The following is a 16,179-nucleotide window of genomic DNA, read 5'->3' on the forward strand; positions in this document are numbered from 1 at the left end:
CTCAGAGCACCACCACGTGGTCCTCGGCGACCCGCCCGCCCAGGCGCACCCAGCCGTCGGAATCCCATTCGGTGTAGAGCTGAGACCCCTGTCCCTGGGTCACCACCAGGCCGCGGCGCAACTGCGCGGTGAGCGCGACCGCGGCCGCACCGGTCGCCTCGTCCTCGGCGATCCCCATGGCGGGGGCGAACATTCGCGAGCGCAGGGCGCCGCGCGGTTCGTCGGTCCAGGCCCAGAAGTAGTGCTGGCCGGTGGTGATGTCCTCGGGCCGCAGCAGCGCGAGCTCCTCCGCCGAGGCCAGCTCGTGGAAGGTGAAGTCCGGCGCCCACTCGGCGCGGGCGGTGATCCAGGTCAGGCCGTCGGTCTGGGTGACGGCGACCGGACCGGCGGGCACCTGCAGGGTGTGGACCGGCGTCCGCTGCACGGCCAGCCACCACGCGGTGCCCACGCTCGGATGTCCGGCGAACGGCAGTTCCACGGTGGGCGTGTAGATCCGGACGTCGGCGACCCCGTCCACGGGATCCTGTACGACGGTGGTCTCGCTGAAGCCCAGCCGGGCGGCCAGCTCCTGCTTGTCGAGCGCGACGACATCGCCGGCCCGGGCGATGCCGAGCGCGTTGCCGAGCTGCCCGGCGGGATCGGTGAACACTCGGACGACCTCGACCTGGATGTCCGGGGCATCGGGCACATCATGTGCGTTCATGATCGCGAGCCTACCGGCCGGTACGCGGGCGTGACGGGATCGCGCGGGCCCGGTCGTGTCCTCGGGAAACGACCGCGGCCCCCGCCCGGAATCCGGTCGGGGGCCGCGGTGGGGTCACCTCAGACGGTGGCCGAGGCCAGGGCCTCGGTGGACTGCACCGCCTGGCCGACACCGGCGACGATGGCCGCCGCGCGCAGCGACTCGAAGATCACCTCGCGCGACGCACCGGCCTCGCGCAGCGTCTTCTCGTGCGCTTCCAGGCAGTGCGCGCAGCCGTTGATCGAGGAGACCGCGAACGACCACAGCTCGAAATCGGCCTTGTCGACGCCCGGGTTGCCGATGATGTTCATCCGCAGACCGGCGCGCAGGTCGTCGTAGCGACCCTCCAGGAACGCCTTGCCGCGGTAGAACACGTTGTTCATGCCCATGATCGACGCGGCACCCAGCGCGGCCTCGTAGGCCTCCGCGGAGAGCACGTCGGCGGCTTCCTCGGCGATCTCGCGCAGCGTGGTCGCCGAGCGGGTCGCGGCGGCCGAGGCGAGCAGGGTGCCCCACAGCTGCTGCTCGCTGAGCACCGTGGTGCGCGCGATCGAGGACAGATTGAGCTTGAGGTCCTTGGCGTACTCGGGGAGGGAGTTCTTCAGGTTCTCGATGCTCATGACAGTGGGGCTCCTCTGGGGTATTCGGTGGGAAAGGTGGATCAGACGCTGGCCGAGAGCAGTTCGCCCGCGTTGATGGTCGGATCGCCCTTCTTCCAGTTGCAGGCGCACAGCTCGTCGGACTGCAGGGCGTCGAGCACGCGCAGCACCTCGTCGACGTTGCGGCCGACCGAACCGGCGGTCACCGAGACGAACTGCACCTCGTTGTTCGGGTCGACGATGAAGGTGGCGCGGTCGGCGACACCGTCGGCGTTGAGAACGCCGGTGGCGGTGGCCAGTTCACGCTTGAGGTCCGACAGGATCGGGAAGGGGAGGGTCTTGAGATCCTCGTGCTGGGCGCGCCACTGGAAGTGCACGAACTCGTTGTCCACCGAGGCGCCGAGGACCTGCGCGTCACGGTCGGCGAACTCCTCGTTCAGCTTGCCGAACGCGGCGATCTCGGTGGGGCACACGAAGGTGAAGTCCTTGGGCCAGAAGAACACGATGCGCCACTTGCCCGCGTGGTCGTCGCTGGTGATCTGGGTGAAGTAGTCGTCCGGCTGCTGCGCGTCGACCTTCGACAGGTCACCTCCGATGACGGCCTTGAGGTTGTATGCCGGGAACTGGTCGCCGATGGTCAGCAGAGCCATGCTCATCTCCTCATTCGTGGTGTGGTCGCGCTCGTCGTGTGAGCCCGTAGGGATCTTGCCGAAAGCGTACTGAAAGGTAAAGCCGATTGCTCGTCGTACACTGATAGGCGTGACTGATCAGACTTATCAGCCAACCCTGTCGCAGCTGCGTGCGTTCGTCGCTGTCGCCGAATACCGGCATTTCGGTACCGCCGCAGCGCGTTTGACTGTGAGCCAACCCACGTTATCGCAGGCGTTGGCATCATTGGAAAACGGACTCGGGCTGCAGCTGATCGAGCGCAGTACCCGCCGCGTACTGGTCACCGCGGCCGGGATGCGGCTGCTGCCGCAGGCGATGGCGACCCTCGAGGCCGCCGACCGCTTCGTCGCCTCGGCGACCGGTGACGGGCTCGGCGGCGTCCTTCGCCTGGGCATCATCCCGACCGTGGCGCCCTACGTGCTGCCGGGGCTGCTGCCCGAGCTGCGCCGCAAACTGCCCACGCTGGTGCCGCAGGTGGTGGAGGACCAGACCGCCCGGCTGCTCGACGGACTGCGCACCGGCGTCCTCGACGTCGCGTTGCTCGCGCTGCCCACCGAGGCGCCCGGTCTGGTCGAGATCCCGCTGTACTCCGAGGAATTCGTGCTCGTCACCCCGCGCGGGCACGAACTGGCCGGGCGCACCGATCTGGCCGCGCCGGTGCTGGCCGACATGCCCCTGCTGCTGCTGGACGAGGGGCACTGCCTGCGCGACCAGACCCTCGAACTGTGCCGCACCGCCGAGGTGCACCCCGGTGCGGTCGGCGACACCCGCGCCGCCTCGCTCACGACCGTGGTGCAGTGCGTCGCGGGCGGTCTCGGGGTGACCCTCATCCCGCAGATGGCGGTGGCCGCCGAGACCGCTCGCGCCACGCTCGACACCGCGCGCTTCGCCGATCCCGCGCCGGGCCGCACGATCGGGCTGGCATATCGGGGGTCATCCGCGCGAGCCGAGGATTACGAATACCTCGCAGCGGTGATCAGATCGAAGCGGCCCTTTTAGATCTCATCTGTTCGTACGACGATATTCCGGGCCGTCGGTGCTGTCCTTTATAGGGTGACGATTCCGTCATGGAGTCGGCACGACAAATGTGGGAGACAGTCTAAGGAATGGCCATGTACAAGATTCGTTCAACCATCGCGGTGCTCGCCTGTGCACCGATGATCGCCCTAGGTGCCGGTGTAGCCGGCGCAGCGCCCGCGGCGGACCCCGTCCCCGTCGCACCGGTGCCGGTCCAGGTCGAGCCTGTTGTGTTGTCACCGTTCATCACGATCCCCGGTGCCTTCCTCGCATGCGGCATCGTCTTGATCACGGTCCCCATCTTGTTCCCGGTCTGCGTGGTCTGACACGCAGATGCCGAAAACAGGAAGCACTCGAGGCACTCCCGCACATCAGCGCGGGAGTGTCCCTATGACACGGGGTCGGTGGTGGACTCTCGCCGCCGCACTGCTGCTGATCTGGGGTACCGCCGGGACCGCGCAGGGAGCTGCCCCGGTGACCCTCGGTGGCGGCTCGGGCATCGTCCTCGACGACGGCTCCACCTGCACACTCACGACCATCGGCCGAGATGGTTCCGGTCGGCTGGTCGGCTTCACCGCCGCGCACTGCGCTGCGGCCGGTGCGGGCATGGGTGTGGCCGCGGAGGCCGATCCCGAGGCGGGCAACGTCGGCACGATCGCGCTGGTGGGCAGCGACCTGGACTACGCGGTCATCGCCTTCGACGAGGGCGCGGTGATCCCGGTGAACCACGTCGGCTCGACCACGATCACCGACGTCGGAGTGCCCGCGCAGTTCCCGGCCGTCGCGTGCAAGGAGGGACGAACCACCGGGCAGACCTGTGGCCTGGTCTACGGGGACGTCTTCGGTGGCGCCTCGTGGACGTTGACCCAGATCTGCGTGATCGTCGGCGATTCGGGCGCGCCCGTCGTCGTCGGTTCGACGCTCGTCGCGATCGTCAACGGATATATCGGGCTGCCGTGTATCGGTCCCCAGGTCGGCGCGAATTTCTCGCTGATTCTCGCCGACGTCGACGCGCAGGGTGGAATCGGCGCGGGATACCATCCGATTTGATGCGCGAATAGTTACTGCGCGGAAATGGCAGTGGTCAACAACAGCCGGACCAATTCGGCCTGACGGTGTGTTTTCGTCTTGGCGAAAATATGCTGCAGGTGGGTGCGGGCGGTGAATACCGAGACCGAGAGCTGGTCGGCGACGGCGGGCAAGCCGTCGCCGCGCAGCACTCCCATGGCCACCAGGGTCTCGGCATCGGTCAGGCCGTACAGATCGTGCAGCGCCGTCGGCTCCGGTTCGGGGTCGTGGTCCGGATCGGCGACCAGGAGCAGCACCGCGCGGTCCCACAGTCCGTCGCCGGCGATACCGTCGAGCGGGGAGACCCGCAGGATCAGCGGCTTGCGGCCGGAGTTGCGCGCGACCGCGACGTTGCCGCTGCTGTAGTCCGGTCCCGCGGCCTGGTCGATGAGTGAGCGCAGCCGGAGCTGGGTGGTCGACGAACCGGCCCGCAGGCAGCCGAAGGTGTCCACCGACAACCCGTCCGACTGCCGGGTGATCCGCTCGGCCATCGAGTTGGCGAAGACCACCGCCGCGTCGGTGGTGACGATCATGATCCCGTAGTGCGCCTGCTCCAGGGTCGCGAGCGCCAAGGCCCGGTCCCGCGACAGCGCGACCAGCCGGGACTGCGTTCGCAGGGCCCCGCGCAGGTGTGGCACCAGCACCCGCAGCAGCGCCAGGCTCGCGGGGTGTCCGGTGATCGACTGGTGATCGGGCATCGTCAGGCAGATCCACGACGACGGGCGATCGTCGCTGAGCCGGGCCAGGAGGCTGTTGGACAGGCCGTTGGCGTTCACCTGATCGGCGAGGGCGCTGTCGTGCCCCGGCACGGCGAACAGATCGTCGCTGGTGGCGGTGCTGCCGACCGGAAGCTGTTGCACCCGCTCGGCGATGTGCTCGAGCCGGGTCGACAGATCCGGCGGGCAACCGGCCCCCGAGGTCTTGATCGCGAAGCGGGCGGCGGCCGGATCGGCGATGACGAGAAATCCGTGGACCGCGCCGAAGGTGTCGGTGATCTCCCCGATGACCGAGTCCCATCGGTCCGGGTCGTTGCCTGCGGCGTAGATCGCGGCGATCAAGTTCGAAAAACGTTGTAGCGCTATCGACATGATGGCCTTTCCTCGACCACGGGTCGTCGGCGCGCTGCCGTCGTGCGGCGAGCGCCGCCCGGGAGGTCCCAACCTTCGAATCGTAGTCGATCTTCGCGCGGGGCGAAATGCCCTCCGCTGCCGTCCGGGTGCGCCCGCAGGCCCCTCACCTGCTATCTTGAACGTCGTTCAATTCCGTGGTGAAGGATGTCAGCCGTGCCCGATGTCGAGAAATCCCCTAAGCCCGCGGTCGGTTTCGCCGCGCGGGACCTGGCGCAGATCGCGGTGTTCGCGGCGCTGATCGCCGCCCTGGGGCTGCCGGGCGCGATCACCGTCGGGTTCAGCGGTGTCCCGATCACTCTGCAGACCCTCGGGGTGATCCTGACCGGCGCGATCCTCGGCGCGCGCAAGGGCACCGCCGCGGTCGCGGTCTTCATCGCGTTGACCCTGATCGGCCTGCCGCTGCTCTCCGGCGGCCGCACCGGTCTGACCGCGCTGGCCTCGCCGACCGCGGGCTATCTGATCGGCTGGATTCCCGCCACGCTGGTGATCGGCGCGCTGACCGCGCTGATCCTGCCGAAATATCCGATCGTGCCCGGCCTGCTGATCAACGCGCTCGGCGGCATCGTGGTCATCTACCTGTTCGGCACCGCGGGTCTGCTGATCCGCACCGATCTCGGGGTGTGGGCGGCGGTGTCGACCAACTTCGCGTTCGTGCCCGGTGACCTGGCCAAGGTCGTCATCGCCACGGTCGTGGCCAAGGGCGTGCACCGGGCCTACCCCGGACTGATCCGTGGCTGAGCGCGTGGCCGGGCGGCGCGCGTGAGCGAGATCGTCCTCGACGCGGTGGGGCACCGGTTCGGTGAGCGGACCGTGCTGCGCGAGATCGACCTGCGGATCACCGAACGGCGGGTCGGTCTCATCGGCGCCAACGGCTCGGGGAAGTCGACGCTCGCCCGGATGCTCAACGGCCTGCTGACGCCGACGTCGGGCACCGTCACCGTCGACGGGATCGACGCCGCCCGCAAGGGTGCGCAGGTGCGGCGCAAAGTCGGCTTCGTGTTCACCGATCCCGACACCCAGATCGTCATGCCGACCGTCGCCGAGGATCTGGCGTTCTCGCTGCGGCGCAGTGGTCTGGGCAAGCCCGAGATCGCGGCCAGGGTGGCGCGGATGCTCGACCGGTTCGGCCTGTCCGCGCACGCCGACCATCCGGCGCATCTGCTCTCGGGCGGGCAGAAGCAGTTGCTCGCGATCGGCTCCGCGTTGATCCGCGAACCCGAGGTGATCATCGCCGACGAGCCGACCACCCTGCTGGATCTGCGCAACGCCCGCCGGGTGTCGGCGGCGCTGGCCGCCCTCGACCAGCAGGTGATCGTGGTGACCCACCAGCTCGCCCTGCTCGACGGCTTCGATCGAGTCGTGGTGCTGGACAACGGGTCCGTCGCCTACGACGGCCCGCCCGCGGAGGCGGTCGACGCCTACCGGCGGCTCGTCGCATGATCGGCCTCTACAGCCCGGGCGATTCCCCGCTGCACCGGCTGCCCGCGGGGGTGAAGCTGGCGTTGCTGGTCGCCGCGATCGTCGCGATGACGGTGTTCGTGCGCGGTCCGCTCGGTGTCGGCGGTCTCGTGCTCGTGATCGTCTGCCTGTTCGCGCTCGCGCGGATCTCCTGGCGGGTGGCGCTGGCCCAGCTGCGCCCGGTGCTGTGGATGACCCTGATCATCGGCGCGTTCCAGCTGCTGACAACCTCGCCCACCCGGGCGGTCGTCGTCTGCGGGGTGCTCCTCGCTTCGGTCGCCCTCGCGGCCCTGGTCACCGTGACGACCCGGGTGACCGACATGCTGGACGCCCTCACCCGCGCCCTCGGCCCGCTGCGCCGGGTCGGGGTCGATCCCGAGCGGGTGGGGCTGCTGCTGGCGCTGGCCATCCGCTGTGTCCCCCTCCTGGCGCAGATCGTGCACGACGTCGCCGAGGCGCGCCGGGCCCGCGGGGTGTCCTGGTCGGCGACCGCCCTGGTCACGCCCGTGCTCGTGCGGGCATTGCGGACCGCCGACGCGATGGGGGAGGCGCTGGCGGCCCGCGGCGTCGACGACGACTGAGCGGTCACCCTTGCCATTAGTAGACGACCGGTCGTATAGTTACTCGCATGGCACGACCCCGGCGTAGCGACGACACGCGAGCACTCCTGATCGAGGAGGGCGCGGTCGGTCTGCTGTTCAACGGCTACCACGGCACCGGCATCAAGCAGGTGCTCGACAAGGTCGGCGTACCGAAGGGGTCGTTCTACAACTACTTCGACAGCAAGGAGGGCTTCGCGCACGCGGTGATCGAGCATCACTCGCTCTGTGTGCAGCGCAACCTGGCCGAGGCGTTCACCGGTGCGCCCGACGCGCTCACCGGTCTGCGTCGCTTCTTCGCCACGCTCACCGCGGATTTCGTGGCCCGCGACTTCACCGGCGGCTGCCTGATCGTCAACCTCGGCGGCGAGCTCGAGGGCAGCGAGACGCTGCGCACCGCTCTGTCGGCGGCCTGGGCTGCCTGGCGTGATGGTGTGGCGGGCGCGCTGCGCACCGCGCAGGCGGAGGGGGCGGTGCGCGCCGACCTCGACGCCGTCGACCTCGCCGATCTGCTCCTCGAATCCTGGGAGGGCGCGGTCATCCGGATGAAGATCGATCGCACCGTCGAGCCGCTGGACAAGTGTCTGCGGCGCCTGCTCGACGACTACTTCCGGCCGTAACCACGTCACTATCTGACCGATTGGTCTCAATTTCCGGTCGCCTATTCAGAGACGACCGGTCGTCTTATATCTGAGAGGAACAGCCGATGTCGACTCCGAAAACGGTCGTCGTGACCGGGGCATCCAGTGGAATCGGGCGCGATGTCGCTCGCGCCTTCGTCGCCCGTGGTGACGCGGTGGTGCTGGGCGGGCGCGACGCCGACAAGCTCGCCGAGGTCGCCGCGGAACTGGCCGCGCCCGATCGGGTGGCCACCGTGGCAGGCGACATCGGTTCGCCCGCGACGGGTTCGGCGTACGTGCGGGCCGCCCTGGACCGATTCGGCCGGGTCGACGCGCTGATCAACAGCGCGGGCGTCTTCGGGGCGACCCCGTTCGTGGACGTCACCGAGGCCGAGCTCGACCGCTATCTCGGCGGCAACCTCAAGGGCACCTACTTCACCACCCAGGCCGTGGTACGGCAGCTGCTCGCCCAGGGCGACGGCGGCAGCATCGTCAATATCGGCACCGTGCTCATCGATCACGCGATGACCGGGCTGCCCGCCTCGGCCGCGCTGATCAGCAAGGGCGGTGTCCACGCCCTGACCACCAGCCTGGCCGCCGAGCTGGCGCCGGCGCGGATCCGGGTGAACGCGGTCGCGCCCGGCATCATCCGCACCCCGCTGTTCGGTGACGGCGACGAGCGCGCCGCCGCGAGCGCGGCCCTGCTCGGCCGGATCGGTGAGGTCGCCGACACCACCGCGGCCGTGCTGTACCTGGCCGATGCCGAGTTCGTCACCGGCCACATTCTCCCCGTCGACGGCGGGTTCATTTCGGGTAGAGCGGCGTAGAAAGGAAACCAACCATGCCGTACGTGAATATCAAGGTCACCGATGAAGGGGTCACCCCGGAGCAGAAGGGGCAGTTGATCAAGGGCGTCACCGATCTGCTGTTCGAGGTGCTCGGCAAGTCGCCCGACAGCACCTATGTGGTGATCGACGAAGTGGCGCTCACGGATTGGGGTGTCGGCGGGGTCAACGTCGCGGAGTATCGCGCGCGACGCGCGGCCCGCGACTGAGTGCGCGGCGGTGCGCCGGGCGTGGGTTCTCCCGCGCCCGGCGCACCGCTGTGTCAGGCCGGGCCGTCGAACGGCACCGAGGCGTCGAGGGCGAACCAGCCCATCGGGATTCGCTTCGAGCCGCTCACGAAGTAGCTCGGCCCCAGCCACAGATCCGGTTCGACCTCGCGCAGTTCGTCGTAGATCCGCCGGGCGGGCCTGCGCGAACCGACCCGCGGATCGTCGTAGTCGAACAGCACCGCCGGACGCCCGTCGAGCACGGAAGCACCCACGGTCGCCACGAAATTCAGGGCCCGCATCCCGCCCAGCAGGCGGAAGACGTTGTGTCCCACCGCCATCTCGCCGTCCACGTGACGAAACGACTTCGCCACCCAGAAATACGACGGCCGCGCCATCGCCGGCCCGAGCACGCGTTCGGCGGACCCGGGGAACGATCGCATGGTCACATCACCGTCCAGCCGGGCGAAATCGCTCGCCGTCACCTCGGGCGCCGAGTCGAACATCGCGCGGAACCCGGTGAGGCCGGCCCGCGACAGCGCGTCCAGGCGGGGGCGGCGGTCCGACGGCACACGGACCGGCATCAGACCGGCGGCGGACAACGGTGTCGGTGTCATGAGCGGACTCGATTCTGTCGGAGCATGCCTTCGCATAGTGCCAACATTCGGTGCCTCGCGGCACCGGAATCGAGAGCCCGCCGATGATCGGCCGGCGCCACGACGAAGGCGGTGCCCCGGCGATCCGGGGCACCGCCTTCGTCGTCTGTCGCGAGCGAGCTCAGGCGCGCAGCGCGTAGGGCTCGATCGCGCCGCGCTCGAGAGCGCGCGCGTCGATGGTCTCGGCGCGGTAGGGGAGCAGGGCCAGGCGGTCGGTCATGCCGCGGACCGGGTCCTCGATCTTCTCGTTCAGGCCGAACAGGAAGGTCCACTCGTGCTCGTCGCTGCCGTAGGGGACCACGGTGGCGAACTGCTCGTGGAACCGACCCCACGACCGCTTGAGGGTCTCGTTGCGCCACATGGTCGCGCAGCCGGCCTGGGCCGACAGCACGCCGCCGGGCGCCAGCAGTGCCTTACATCGGGACAGGAACTCCGACTCGTAGAGGCGATTGTGCTGGGCGTCCTCGACCCGCTCGTCGGGCAGATCGATGACGATCACGTCGTAACGGGTGCCCGCCTCCTGCGCGTTGGCCAGGAAGTCCCAGCCGTCGGCGTAGTGCACGTGCACCGGACCCTCACCGGCGACCGCGGCCGCCAGTTCCTCGGGGGTGTAGCCGTAGGGCAGGTGCCGGGCGCACAGCTCGACCTCGCGCTGGTCGATATCGACGTGATCGACCAGGGTCGCCCCCGCCGCCACCGACATCTGCGAGGCCACGCCCTCACCGGAACCGATGATCAGCACCCGGTCCAGCTTCTCGGCCAGCACGAACGCCGGGACCATCATGGCCTCGTGGTAGGTGACCTGGGAGAACTCGGTGGACTGGCGGTCGTCGTCGGAGAACAGGGAGATGCCCTGATCGGTGCGCGCGATCACCATGTGCTGGAACGGGGTGTTCGTGTCCACGATCACCTCGTGCAGATCCCAGATCCGGGTCAGGCCGTCGCCCACCGGTTCGTAGATCTTCTCGGCCCCGTGGCCGCGCTGGACGACCTTCATCCGAACATCCTTGGGAGACAACTTGTCTCGCAGGAGTTCTACCGCCTTCGTAGCGCCCGCGCCGATGCTGCCGCAGGTGAAGACGTCGACGAAGATGTCGCCGGACTCCGGATAGGTGTGAATCGAGGCGTGGGACTCCGACAACAGGGCGAGGACGGTCACCCCCTGCGGATCGAACTTTTTGTGAACGACATCGCAGATGGTGACGCCCGCCGCGATCAGAGACTCACGCAACGCCGATTCGAGTCGTTCGAGATCGTCACACAGGTCTGTGTCGACACCACCGAACTCGGCCAGCACGTGCCAGCCGGTGAATTCCGCCGTCATGGGCAAACTCACTCTCGCTCAGCGCCCGAGACATGAACGGTCAAGGGCGGAAAACCATTGAAGGACACCGACGAATAACTCGCGGTATAGGCGCCGGTGTCGAGGATCTGGATCTGATCACCGGCTCGCAACGTGGTCGGCAGAAGGACCTTCGTGCGTTGATACAGTACATCGTCGCCGTCGCAGGTCGGACCCGCGACCACCGCCTCGTCGACCGGATCGCCGTCGCGATCGGTGACGAACCGGTAGGCGATGTACTCGTTCTCCGTCTCGGCCATACCGTTGTATCGGCCGATGTCGAGATACACCCAGCGCCGGCCATCCGGCGCGAATCGCACGCCGACGACCTCGGCGTGAATGGTGCCCGCGTTGCCCACCAGCGCGCGGCCGGGTTCGACGACCAGGCCGGTGGACTCGGGCAGGTACTGCGCGGCGGCCGCGGTCATGGCGGCCGCGATCGCGTCGAGCTCGGGGGCCGCGTCGGCGTAGGAGATCGGCAGACCGCCGCCCACGTTGACCGCGGCGACGTGAATGTCCTTGTCCGCCAACGCGGTCACGATCTCACCGGCCTGGCGGATACCGATCCGCCAGGCGGCCGGATCGAGCTGCTGGGAGCCGACGTGGAAGTACGGGCCGCCCACCGCCAAGCCCAGATCGCGGGCGCGCACCAGCAGCCGCAGCGCCTCGCTGGGCGCGCAGCCGAACTTGGTGCCGAAGGGGGTGCGCGACTCCGGCGCCGAGGACAGGAACCGGCACTCGACCTCCGCACCGGGCGCGTGCTCGGCGATGCGCAGCAGGTCGTCCTCGGTGTCGAAGGCGTAGCGGCGCACACCCAGGGCGAAGGCGCGCGCGATGTGGGCGCTCTTCTTGATGGGATTGCCGTAGCAGAGCTTGGCCGCGTCGATCCCCAGGCGCAGTGCCTGCTCGATCTCGCCGATGCTGGCGACATCGAACTCGGCGCCCTCGACGTCGAGCAGCGTCAGCAACTCGTCGACCGGTGCCGCTTTCACCGCGTACCTGATCCGGGTGCCCCGGCTGCGCCGCGCCGACACGGCGGCGGCGAGAGCTCGGTAATTGGCACGTACCCGTTCGGGGTAGATGACAAGGTACGGGGATTCGGGCATAGTTGAACTTTCGGTCGGCGGCCGGGAGAGAGTATCAGCGGCGCCTACCCAACAACGAATCCGTCAAACATTCGTCATTTTCGACGATAGGGAACGGGTATCAGTCAGCCCGCCGACACCGTGACCTCGTCGAACACCACCTCGCCCGCGGCGTCGGACTCCTCCAGATCGACGATGGCCGTCAGTGCCCAGCCGTGGTCGCCCGCGGGGTCGTCGAGGACCTGGCGCACATGCCAGAAGCCGGGCCGCTGCTCCACCTGGAACAGCTGCGGGCCGCGGGCATCGGGGCCGGTGCCGATCGTGGCGTACTCGTCGAAGTAGGGGGCGAAATCCTCGGCCCAGTCCGGGCCCGGGCTCAGCTGGTCGAGGTCGTACCAGCGCTGTCGCGAGGCGAGCTCGACCCGGCGGAACATGGCGTTGCGCACCATCACCCGGAAGGCGCGCTCGTTGGCCGAGATCGGGCGCACCGACTCCGCGCCGAAGGCGAGTTGCTCGGCGTCGTTCTCCGCGCCCGGATTGGTGAGCTGCTCCCATTCGTCGAGCAGGCTCGAATCCACCTGGCGGATCAGCTCGCCCAGCCACTCGACGAGATCGTCGAGCTCCTCGGTGCGGGCCGCGTCGGGCACCGTGCGGCGCAACGCGCGGTAGGCATCGGCGAGGTAGCGCAGCACCACACCCTCGGAGCGGGCGAGCTCGTAGAACGAGATCAGCTCGGCGAAGGTCATCGCGCGCTCGATCATGTCGCGCACCACCGACTTCGGCGACGGCGCGAACTCCGAGACCCACGGATGCCCGGCCCGGTAGGTCTCGAAGGCGGGCTCGATCAGCTCGGCCAGCGGCTTGGGCCAGGTGACCTCTTCCAGGAGCTCCATGCGCTCCTCGTATTCGATGCCGTCGGCCTTCATCTCGGCCACGGCGGCCCCGCGCGCCTTGTGCTGCTGGGCCATCAGCAGCTGCCGGGGGTCCTCCAGGGTCGCCTCGATCAGCGAGACGACATCGAGGGTGTAGGTGGGGCTGTCGCGATCGAGCAGTTCGAAGGCCGCCAGCGCGAACGGCGAGAGCGGCTGATCGAGAGCGAAGTCACGCTGGAGGTCGACGGTGAGCCGGGCCATCCGACCCTGCGCGTCGGGCTCGGAGAGTTGTTGCACCACACCGGCATCGCGCAGCGCCCGGTAGAGCCGGATGGCACGCAGGATGTGTTTGCGCTGGGCCGGGCGCGGCTCGTGGTTGTCCTCGAGTAGGTGGCGCATGGCGTCGAAGCAGTTGCCTGGCCGGGCGATCACGTTGAGCAGCAGCGCGTTGGTCACCGCGAAACGCGACACCATCGGCTCGGGCTGCGCGGCAACGAGCCGGTCGAAGGTCTCCTCGCTCCAGGACACGAAACCCTCGGGCGGCTTGCGGCGCTGCACCTTTCGCTGCTTCTTCGGATCGTCGCCCGCCTTGGCGATCAGGCGCGCGTTCTCCACCTCGTGCTCGGGCGCCTGCACGACGACGGTGCCCATGGTGTCGAATCCGGCGCGGCCGGCGCGGCCGGCGATCTGATGGAACTCGCGGGCCTTGAGCCTGCGGGTCCGCACCCCGTCGAACTTGGTGAGCCCGGTCAGCAGCACCGTGCGGATCGGCACGTTGATGCCGACGCCGAGGGTGTCGGTGCCGCACACCACCTTCAGCAGGCCGTCTTGGGCGAGCTTCTCCACCAGCCTGCGGTACTTGGGCAACATGCCGGCGTGGTGGACGCCGATACCGTGGCGGATCAGCCGCGAGAGGGTCTTGCCGAAGCCGGCGGCGAAGCGGAATTCGCCGATGGCGGCGGCGATCGCGTCCTTCTCGGCGCGGGTGGCGAAGTTCACGCTGGTCAGCGCCTGGGCGCGTTCCAGCGCGGCGGCCTGGGTGAAGTGCACGACATACACCGGCGCCTGATGGGTGGTCACCAGCTCTTCGAGCGTCTCGGTGACGGGGGTGCGCACGTACGAGAACGTCAGGGGGACAGGGCGTTCGGTGCCCGCGACCACCGCGGTCGAGCGGCCGGTGCGGCGCTCGAGATCCTCGGCGAAGAAGTCGACCTCGCCCAGCGTCGCCGACATCAGCAGGAACTGCGCGCGCGGCAGCTCGATGATCGGCACCTGCCAGGCCCAGCCGCGATCGGGATCGGCGTAGAAGTGGAACTCGTCCATCACCACCTGGCCGACCTCGGCGGCCGCGCCCTCGCGCAGTGCCAGGTTCGCCAGGATCTCCGCCGTCGCGCAGATGATCGGGGCGTCGGCGTTGACCGCGGCGTCGCCGGTGACCATGCCGACGTTCGCCGCGCCGAACACCTCGCACAGCGCGAAGAACTTCTCGCTGACCAGCGCCTTGATCGGCGCGGTGTAGTAGCTGCGCTGCCCGTTGGCCATCGCGAACAGGTGCGCGCCGACCGCGACCAGGGACTTGCCCGATCCGGTCGGCGTCGCCAGGATCACGTTGGATCCCGAGGCCAGCTCCATGAGCGCCTCGTCCTGCGCCGGATACAGGGGTGTGCCCTGCTCGGCGGCCCACGCCGCGAACGACTCGTAGAGCGCGTCGGCGTCGGTCCCGGGGATTTCGAGCAGGTCGGTCAGATCCACTCCGACCACCCTAGTGGGCGAGGCGGGCGTCGCCGTGCTCAGACCTGCGCACGGCCCGGCGGTTCAGTCCTCGCTGTCGCGGGAGGTGTCGCCGTAACCGCCCTGTTCGGCGAGGAAGCGCTCGAACTCGGCGCCGAGCTCCTCGCCGCTGGGCAGTTCACCGTCGCCCGCCAGCAGGCTGGACTGGCTCTCCTGGGCGGTGACGAAACTGTCGTACTGGCGTTCCAGCGCCGTCACGACCGTCTCGACCTCCTCGTTGCCGGCGATGTGCTCGGCGACCTGCTCGCGCACCCGCGCGGCGGCCTCGCCCAGCGCGGTGAGCGGCAGTTCGAGGCCTGCGCTGTCGGCGACGTTCTCCAGCAGGGTCTGGGCGGCCTCGGGATAGTCGGTCTGGGCCAGATAGTGCGGCACGTGCACGGAGAACCCGAGCGATTCGTGTCCGTGCTGGGCCATCCGGAATTCGAGCAGCGAGGACGCGCTGCCGGGCACCTGCAGCTCACCGGGCCAGCGCTGGTGATCGCCGATCAGCGAACGGTCCGAGGAGTGCGCGGTGACGCCGAGCGGACGGGTGTGCGGGATCGCCATCGGGATCGCCGACAGGCCGATCGTGCGGCGCACGCCGAGCTGTTCGGCCAGCAGCCGCACCGCGGTGGTGAACTTCTCCCAGCGCAGATCCGGTTCCAGGCCGGCCAGCAGCAGGAACGGGGTGCCGGCGGTGTCGCGCAGCGCCCACAGGTTCAGCTCGGGTTCGGCGTACTCGGCGAAATGATCGGTCTTGAACGTCATCAGCGGACGGCGCGAGCGGTAGTCGAGCAGCTCGTCGACGTCGAAGGAAGCGACGAGTTCGGATTCCAGGCTCTCGCGCAGGTGGGTGGTCGCCAGGCGCACGGCGTGACCGGCGTCGGTAAAACCTTCCAGGCCGTGCACCAGCACGGGACCGGCGCCGTCGTCCGACGACAGCTGCGGTGCCGGGAACTCCAGCTCGTACATGTGCGACTGATCATCCATCGCGTACTCCTTCCTGCGCGGTCCACCAACGCTCGCGGCGGGGGAGGCGTTTCTCCATTGTCCCCCACGCGAGCAGACGCATCGCACACGGCCGGAGGACGGCTCGTCCTGCTACACAACAGCCACCGCTGCCTCGACATTCCCGTGCGGCGTGGCGATGCCGCCCCGACCGGCCCGGTGGGGCACAGTGGGAGGGGTGAACGTGGCGGAGACGACACCGGCCCACGGCGGCGATCGGGTCCGGCGCCCCGGGCAGCGGCGCCGGACCCTCGCCTGCTCGGTGGTGCTCGCCGGGCTGGCGCTGACCGGGTGCGGACAGAGCATCGACGGCACGCCGGTCGCCCAGAGCGCGATCGCGGTGCGGCACATCGACGGCGCGCTCGCCGATCTGCTGCCCACCGCCCAGCAGTTCCCGGCCCGCTACCCGGCCGTCGTCCTGCCCCCGCAGGCCGCGGCCGCGGCGGCGGGCGATCTGGACGGGGTGGGGGCGGGCGCCACCGTCCGCCCGGCG

Annotated in this window: 18 protein-coding genes and 1 pseudogene; 10 read left to right on the top strand and 9 right to left on the bottom strand. The window is 69.2% G+C overall.

Annotated elements, in window-relative coordinates; genetic code table 11:
* Nucleotide 1: 1 nt before the first annotated feature.
* The 3 genes from ATM97_RS03585 to ATM97_RS03595 all read right to left on the bottom strand — a co-directional run bounded on the left by ATM97_RS03585 (nt 2) and on the right by ATM97_RS03595 (nt 1,991).
* Nucleotides 2-703 (bottom strand): PhzF family phenazine biosynthesis protein, encoded by a 702-nt coding sequence (locus ATM97_RS03585; RefSeq protein WP_218716492.1) that lies wholly within the window; start codon nt 701-703, stop codon nt 2-4.
* 119 nt (nt 704-822) lie between these two features.
* On the bottom strand, nt 823-1,362 hold the full coding sequence (locus ATM97_RS03590; RefSeq protein ID WP_218716493.1) for a carboxymuconolactone decarboxylase family protein: 540 nt from the start codon (nt 1,360-1,362) through the stop codon (nt 823-825).
* Nucleotides 1,363-1,403: 41 nt separating this feature from the next.
* Nucleotides 1,404-1,991 carry a peroxiredoxin gene (locus ATM97_RS03595; RefSeq protein WP_218716494.1) on the bottom strand — a complete coding sequence of 196 codons (588 nt, stop codon included), beginning with the start codon at nt 1,989-1,991 and terminating at the stop codon, nt 1,404-1,406.
* Between the two features lie 109 nt (nt 1,992-2,100).
* Between ATM97_RS03595 and ATM97_RS03600 the strand changes: the two genes are divergently transcribed.
* The 3 genes from ATM97_RS03600 to ATM97_RS03610 all read left to right on the top strand — a co-directional run bounded on the left by ATM97_RS03600 (nt 2,101) and on the right by ATM97_RS03610 (nt 4,077).
* Nucleotides 2,101-3,009, top strand: coding sequence for a hydrogen peroxide-inducible genes activator (locus ATM97_RS03600; RefSeq protein ID WP_218716495.1), 909 nt, complete (start codon nt 2,101-2,103; stop codon nt 3,007-3,009).
* A gap of 107 nt (nt 3,010-3,116) precedes the next feature.
* A complete protein-coding gene (locus tag ATM97_RS03605) occupies nt 3,117-3,353 on the top strand; it encodes a hypothetical protein (protein WP_218716496.1) in 237 nt (78 codons plus the stop codon).
* A 64-nt stretch (nt 3,354-3,417) separates the two neighbouring features.
* The gene (locus ATM97_RS03610; protein ID WP_218716497.1) at nt 3,418-4,077 is read left to right on the top strand and encodes a S1 family peptidase; all 660 of its coding nucleotides are present in this window, start codon (nt 3,418-3,420) and stop codon (nt 4,075-4,077) included.
* Nucleotides 4,078-4,088: 11 nt separating this feature from the next.
* Here the strand turns inward: ATM97_RS03610 and ATM97_RS03615 are convergent, their stop codons facing one another.
* Complete coding sequence (locus tag ATM97_RS03615) at nt 4,089-5,183, bottom strand: LuxR family transcriptional regulator (RefSeq protein WP_218716498.1); 1,095 nt, start codon at nt 5,181-5,183, stop codon at nt 4,089-4,091.
* 186 nt (nt 5,184-5,369) lie between these two features.
* On the opposite strand from ATM97_RS03615, the gene ATM97_RS03620 reads away from it, so the two are divergent.
* From ATM97_RS03620 to ATM97_RS03645, 6 genes are all read left to right on the top strand, one after another.
* Nucleotides 5,370-5,963 (top strand): biotin transporter BioY, encoded by a 594-nt coding sequence (locus tag ATM97_RS03620; protein ID WP_218716499.1) that lies wholly within the window; start codon nt 5,370-5,372, stop codon nt 5,961-5,963.
* 21 nt (nt 5,964-5,984) lie between these two features.
* Entirely contained in the window at nt 5,985-6,665 is a 681-nt protein-coding gene (locus ATM97_RS03625; protein WP_218716500.1) for an energy-coupling factor ABC transporter ATP-binding protein, read from the top strand.
* Nucleotides 6,662-7,264: an energy-coupling factor transporter transmembrane protein EcfT gene (locus ATM97_RS03630; RefSeq protein ID WP_218716501.1), complete on the top strand. Its 603-nt coding sequence runs from the start codon at nt 6,662-6,664 to the stop codon at nt 7,262-7,264. The genes ATM97_RS03625 and ATM97_RS03630 overlap by 4 nt, the downstream gene beginning before the upstream one ends.
* Before the next feature lie 47 nt (nt 7,265-7,311).
* Nucleotides 7,312-7,902 (top strand): TetR/AcrR family transcriptional regulator, encoded by a 591-nt coding sequence (locus tag ATM97_RS03635; RefSeq protein WP_218716502.1) that lies wholly within the window; start codon nt 7,312-7,314, stop codon nt 7,900-7,902.
* Between the two features lie 86 nt (nt 7,903-7,988).
* Nucleotides 7,989-8,729: an SDR family NAD(P)-dependent oxidoreductase gene (locus ATM97_RS03640; RefSeq protein ID WP_218716503.1), complete on the top strand. Its 741-nt coding sequence runs from the start codon at nt 7,989-7,991 to the stop codon at nt 8,727-8,729.
* 14 nt (nt 8,730-8,743) lie between these two features.
* Nucleotides 8,744-8,956, top strand: a complete 213-nt coding sequence (locus ATM97_RS03645) for a 4-oxalocrotonate tautomerase family protein (protein ID WP_218716504.1) — start codon at nt 8,744-8,746, stop codon at nt 8,954-8,956.
* 53 nt (nt 8,957-9,009) lie between these two features.
* Here ATM97_RS03645 and ATM97_RS03650 read toward each other — a convergent pair whose 3' ends face one another.
* The 5 genes from ATM97_RS03650 to ATM97_RS03670 form a co-directional block, all read right to left on the bottom strand.
* Nucleotides 9,010-9,570, bottom strand: coding sequence for a hypothetical protein (locus tag ATM97_RS03650; RefSeq protein WP_218716505.1), 561 nt, complete (start codon nt 9,568-9,570; stop codon nt 9,010-9,012).
* A 160-nt stretch (nt 9,571-9,730) separates the two neighbouring features.
* Nucleotides 9,731-10,933: an adenosylmethionine decarboxylase gene (gene speD, locus ATM97_RS03655; RefSeq protein WP_218716506.1), complete on the bottom strand. Its 1,203-nt coding sequence runs from the start codon at nt 10,931-10,933 to the stop codon at nt 9,731-9,733.
* Between the two features lie 8 nt (nt 10,934-10,941).
* Nucleotides 10,942-12,057 (bottom strand): type III PLP-dependent enzyme, encoded by a 1,116-nt coding sequence (locus ATM97_RS03660; protein ID WP_218716507.1) that lies wholly within the window; start codon nt 12,055-12,057, stop codon nt 10,942-10,944.
* Between the two features lie 104 nt (nt 12,058-12,161).
* Entirely contained in the window at nt 12,162-14,660 is a 2,499-nt protein-coding gene (locus ATM97_RS03665; protein WP_218716508.1) for an RNA helicase, read from the bottom strand.
* Nucleotides 14,661-14,723: 63 nt separating this feature from the next.
* Nucleotides 14,724-15,668 (bottom strand): PAC2 family protein, encoded by a 945-nt coding sequence (locus ATM97_RS03670; RefSeq protein WP_218716509.1) that lies wholly within the window; start codon nt 15,666-15,668, stop codon nt 14,724-14,726.
* Between the two features lie 196 nt (nt 15,669-15,864).
* On the opposite strand from ATM97_RS03670, the pseudogene ATM97_RS03675 reads away from it, so the two are divergent.
* Nucleotides 15,865-16,179: pseudogene (locus ATM97_RS03675) on the top strand (sensor domain-containing protein); the annotation flags it as partial.

Origin of the sequence: Nocardia sp. MH4, assembly GCF_019266065.1 — a bacterium.
GTDB lineage: Bacteria > Actinomycetota > Actinomycetes > Mycobacteriales > Mycobacteriaceae > Nocardia > Nocardia canadensis.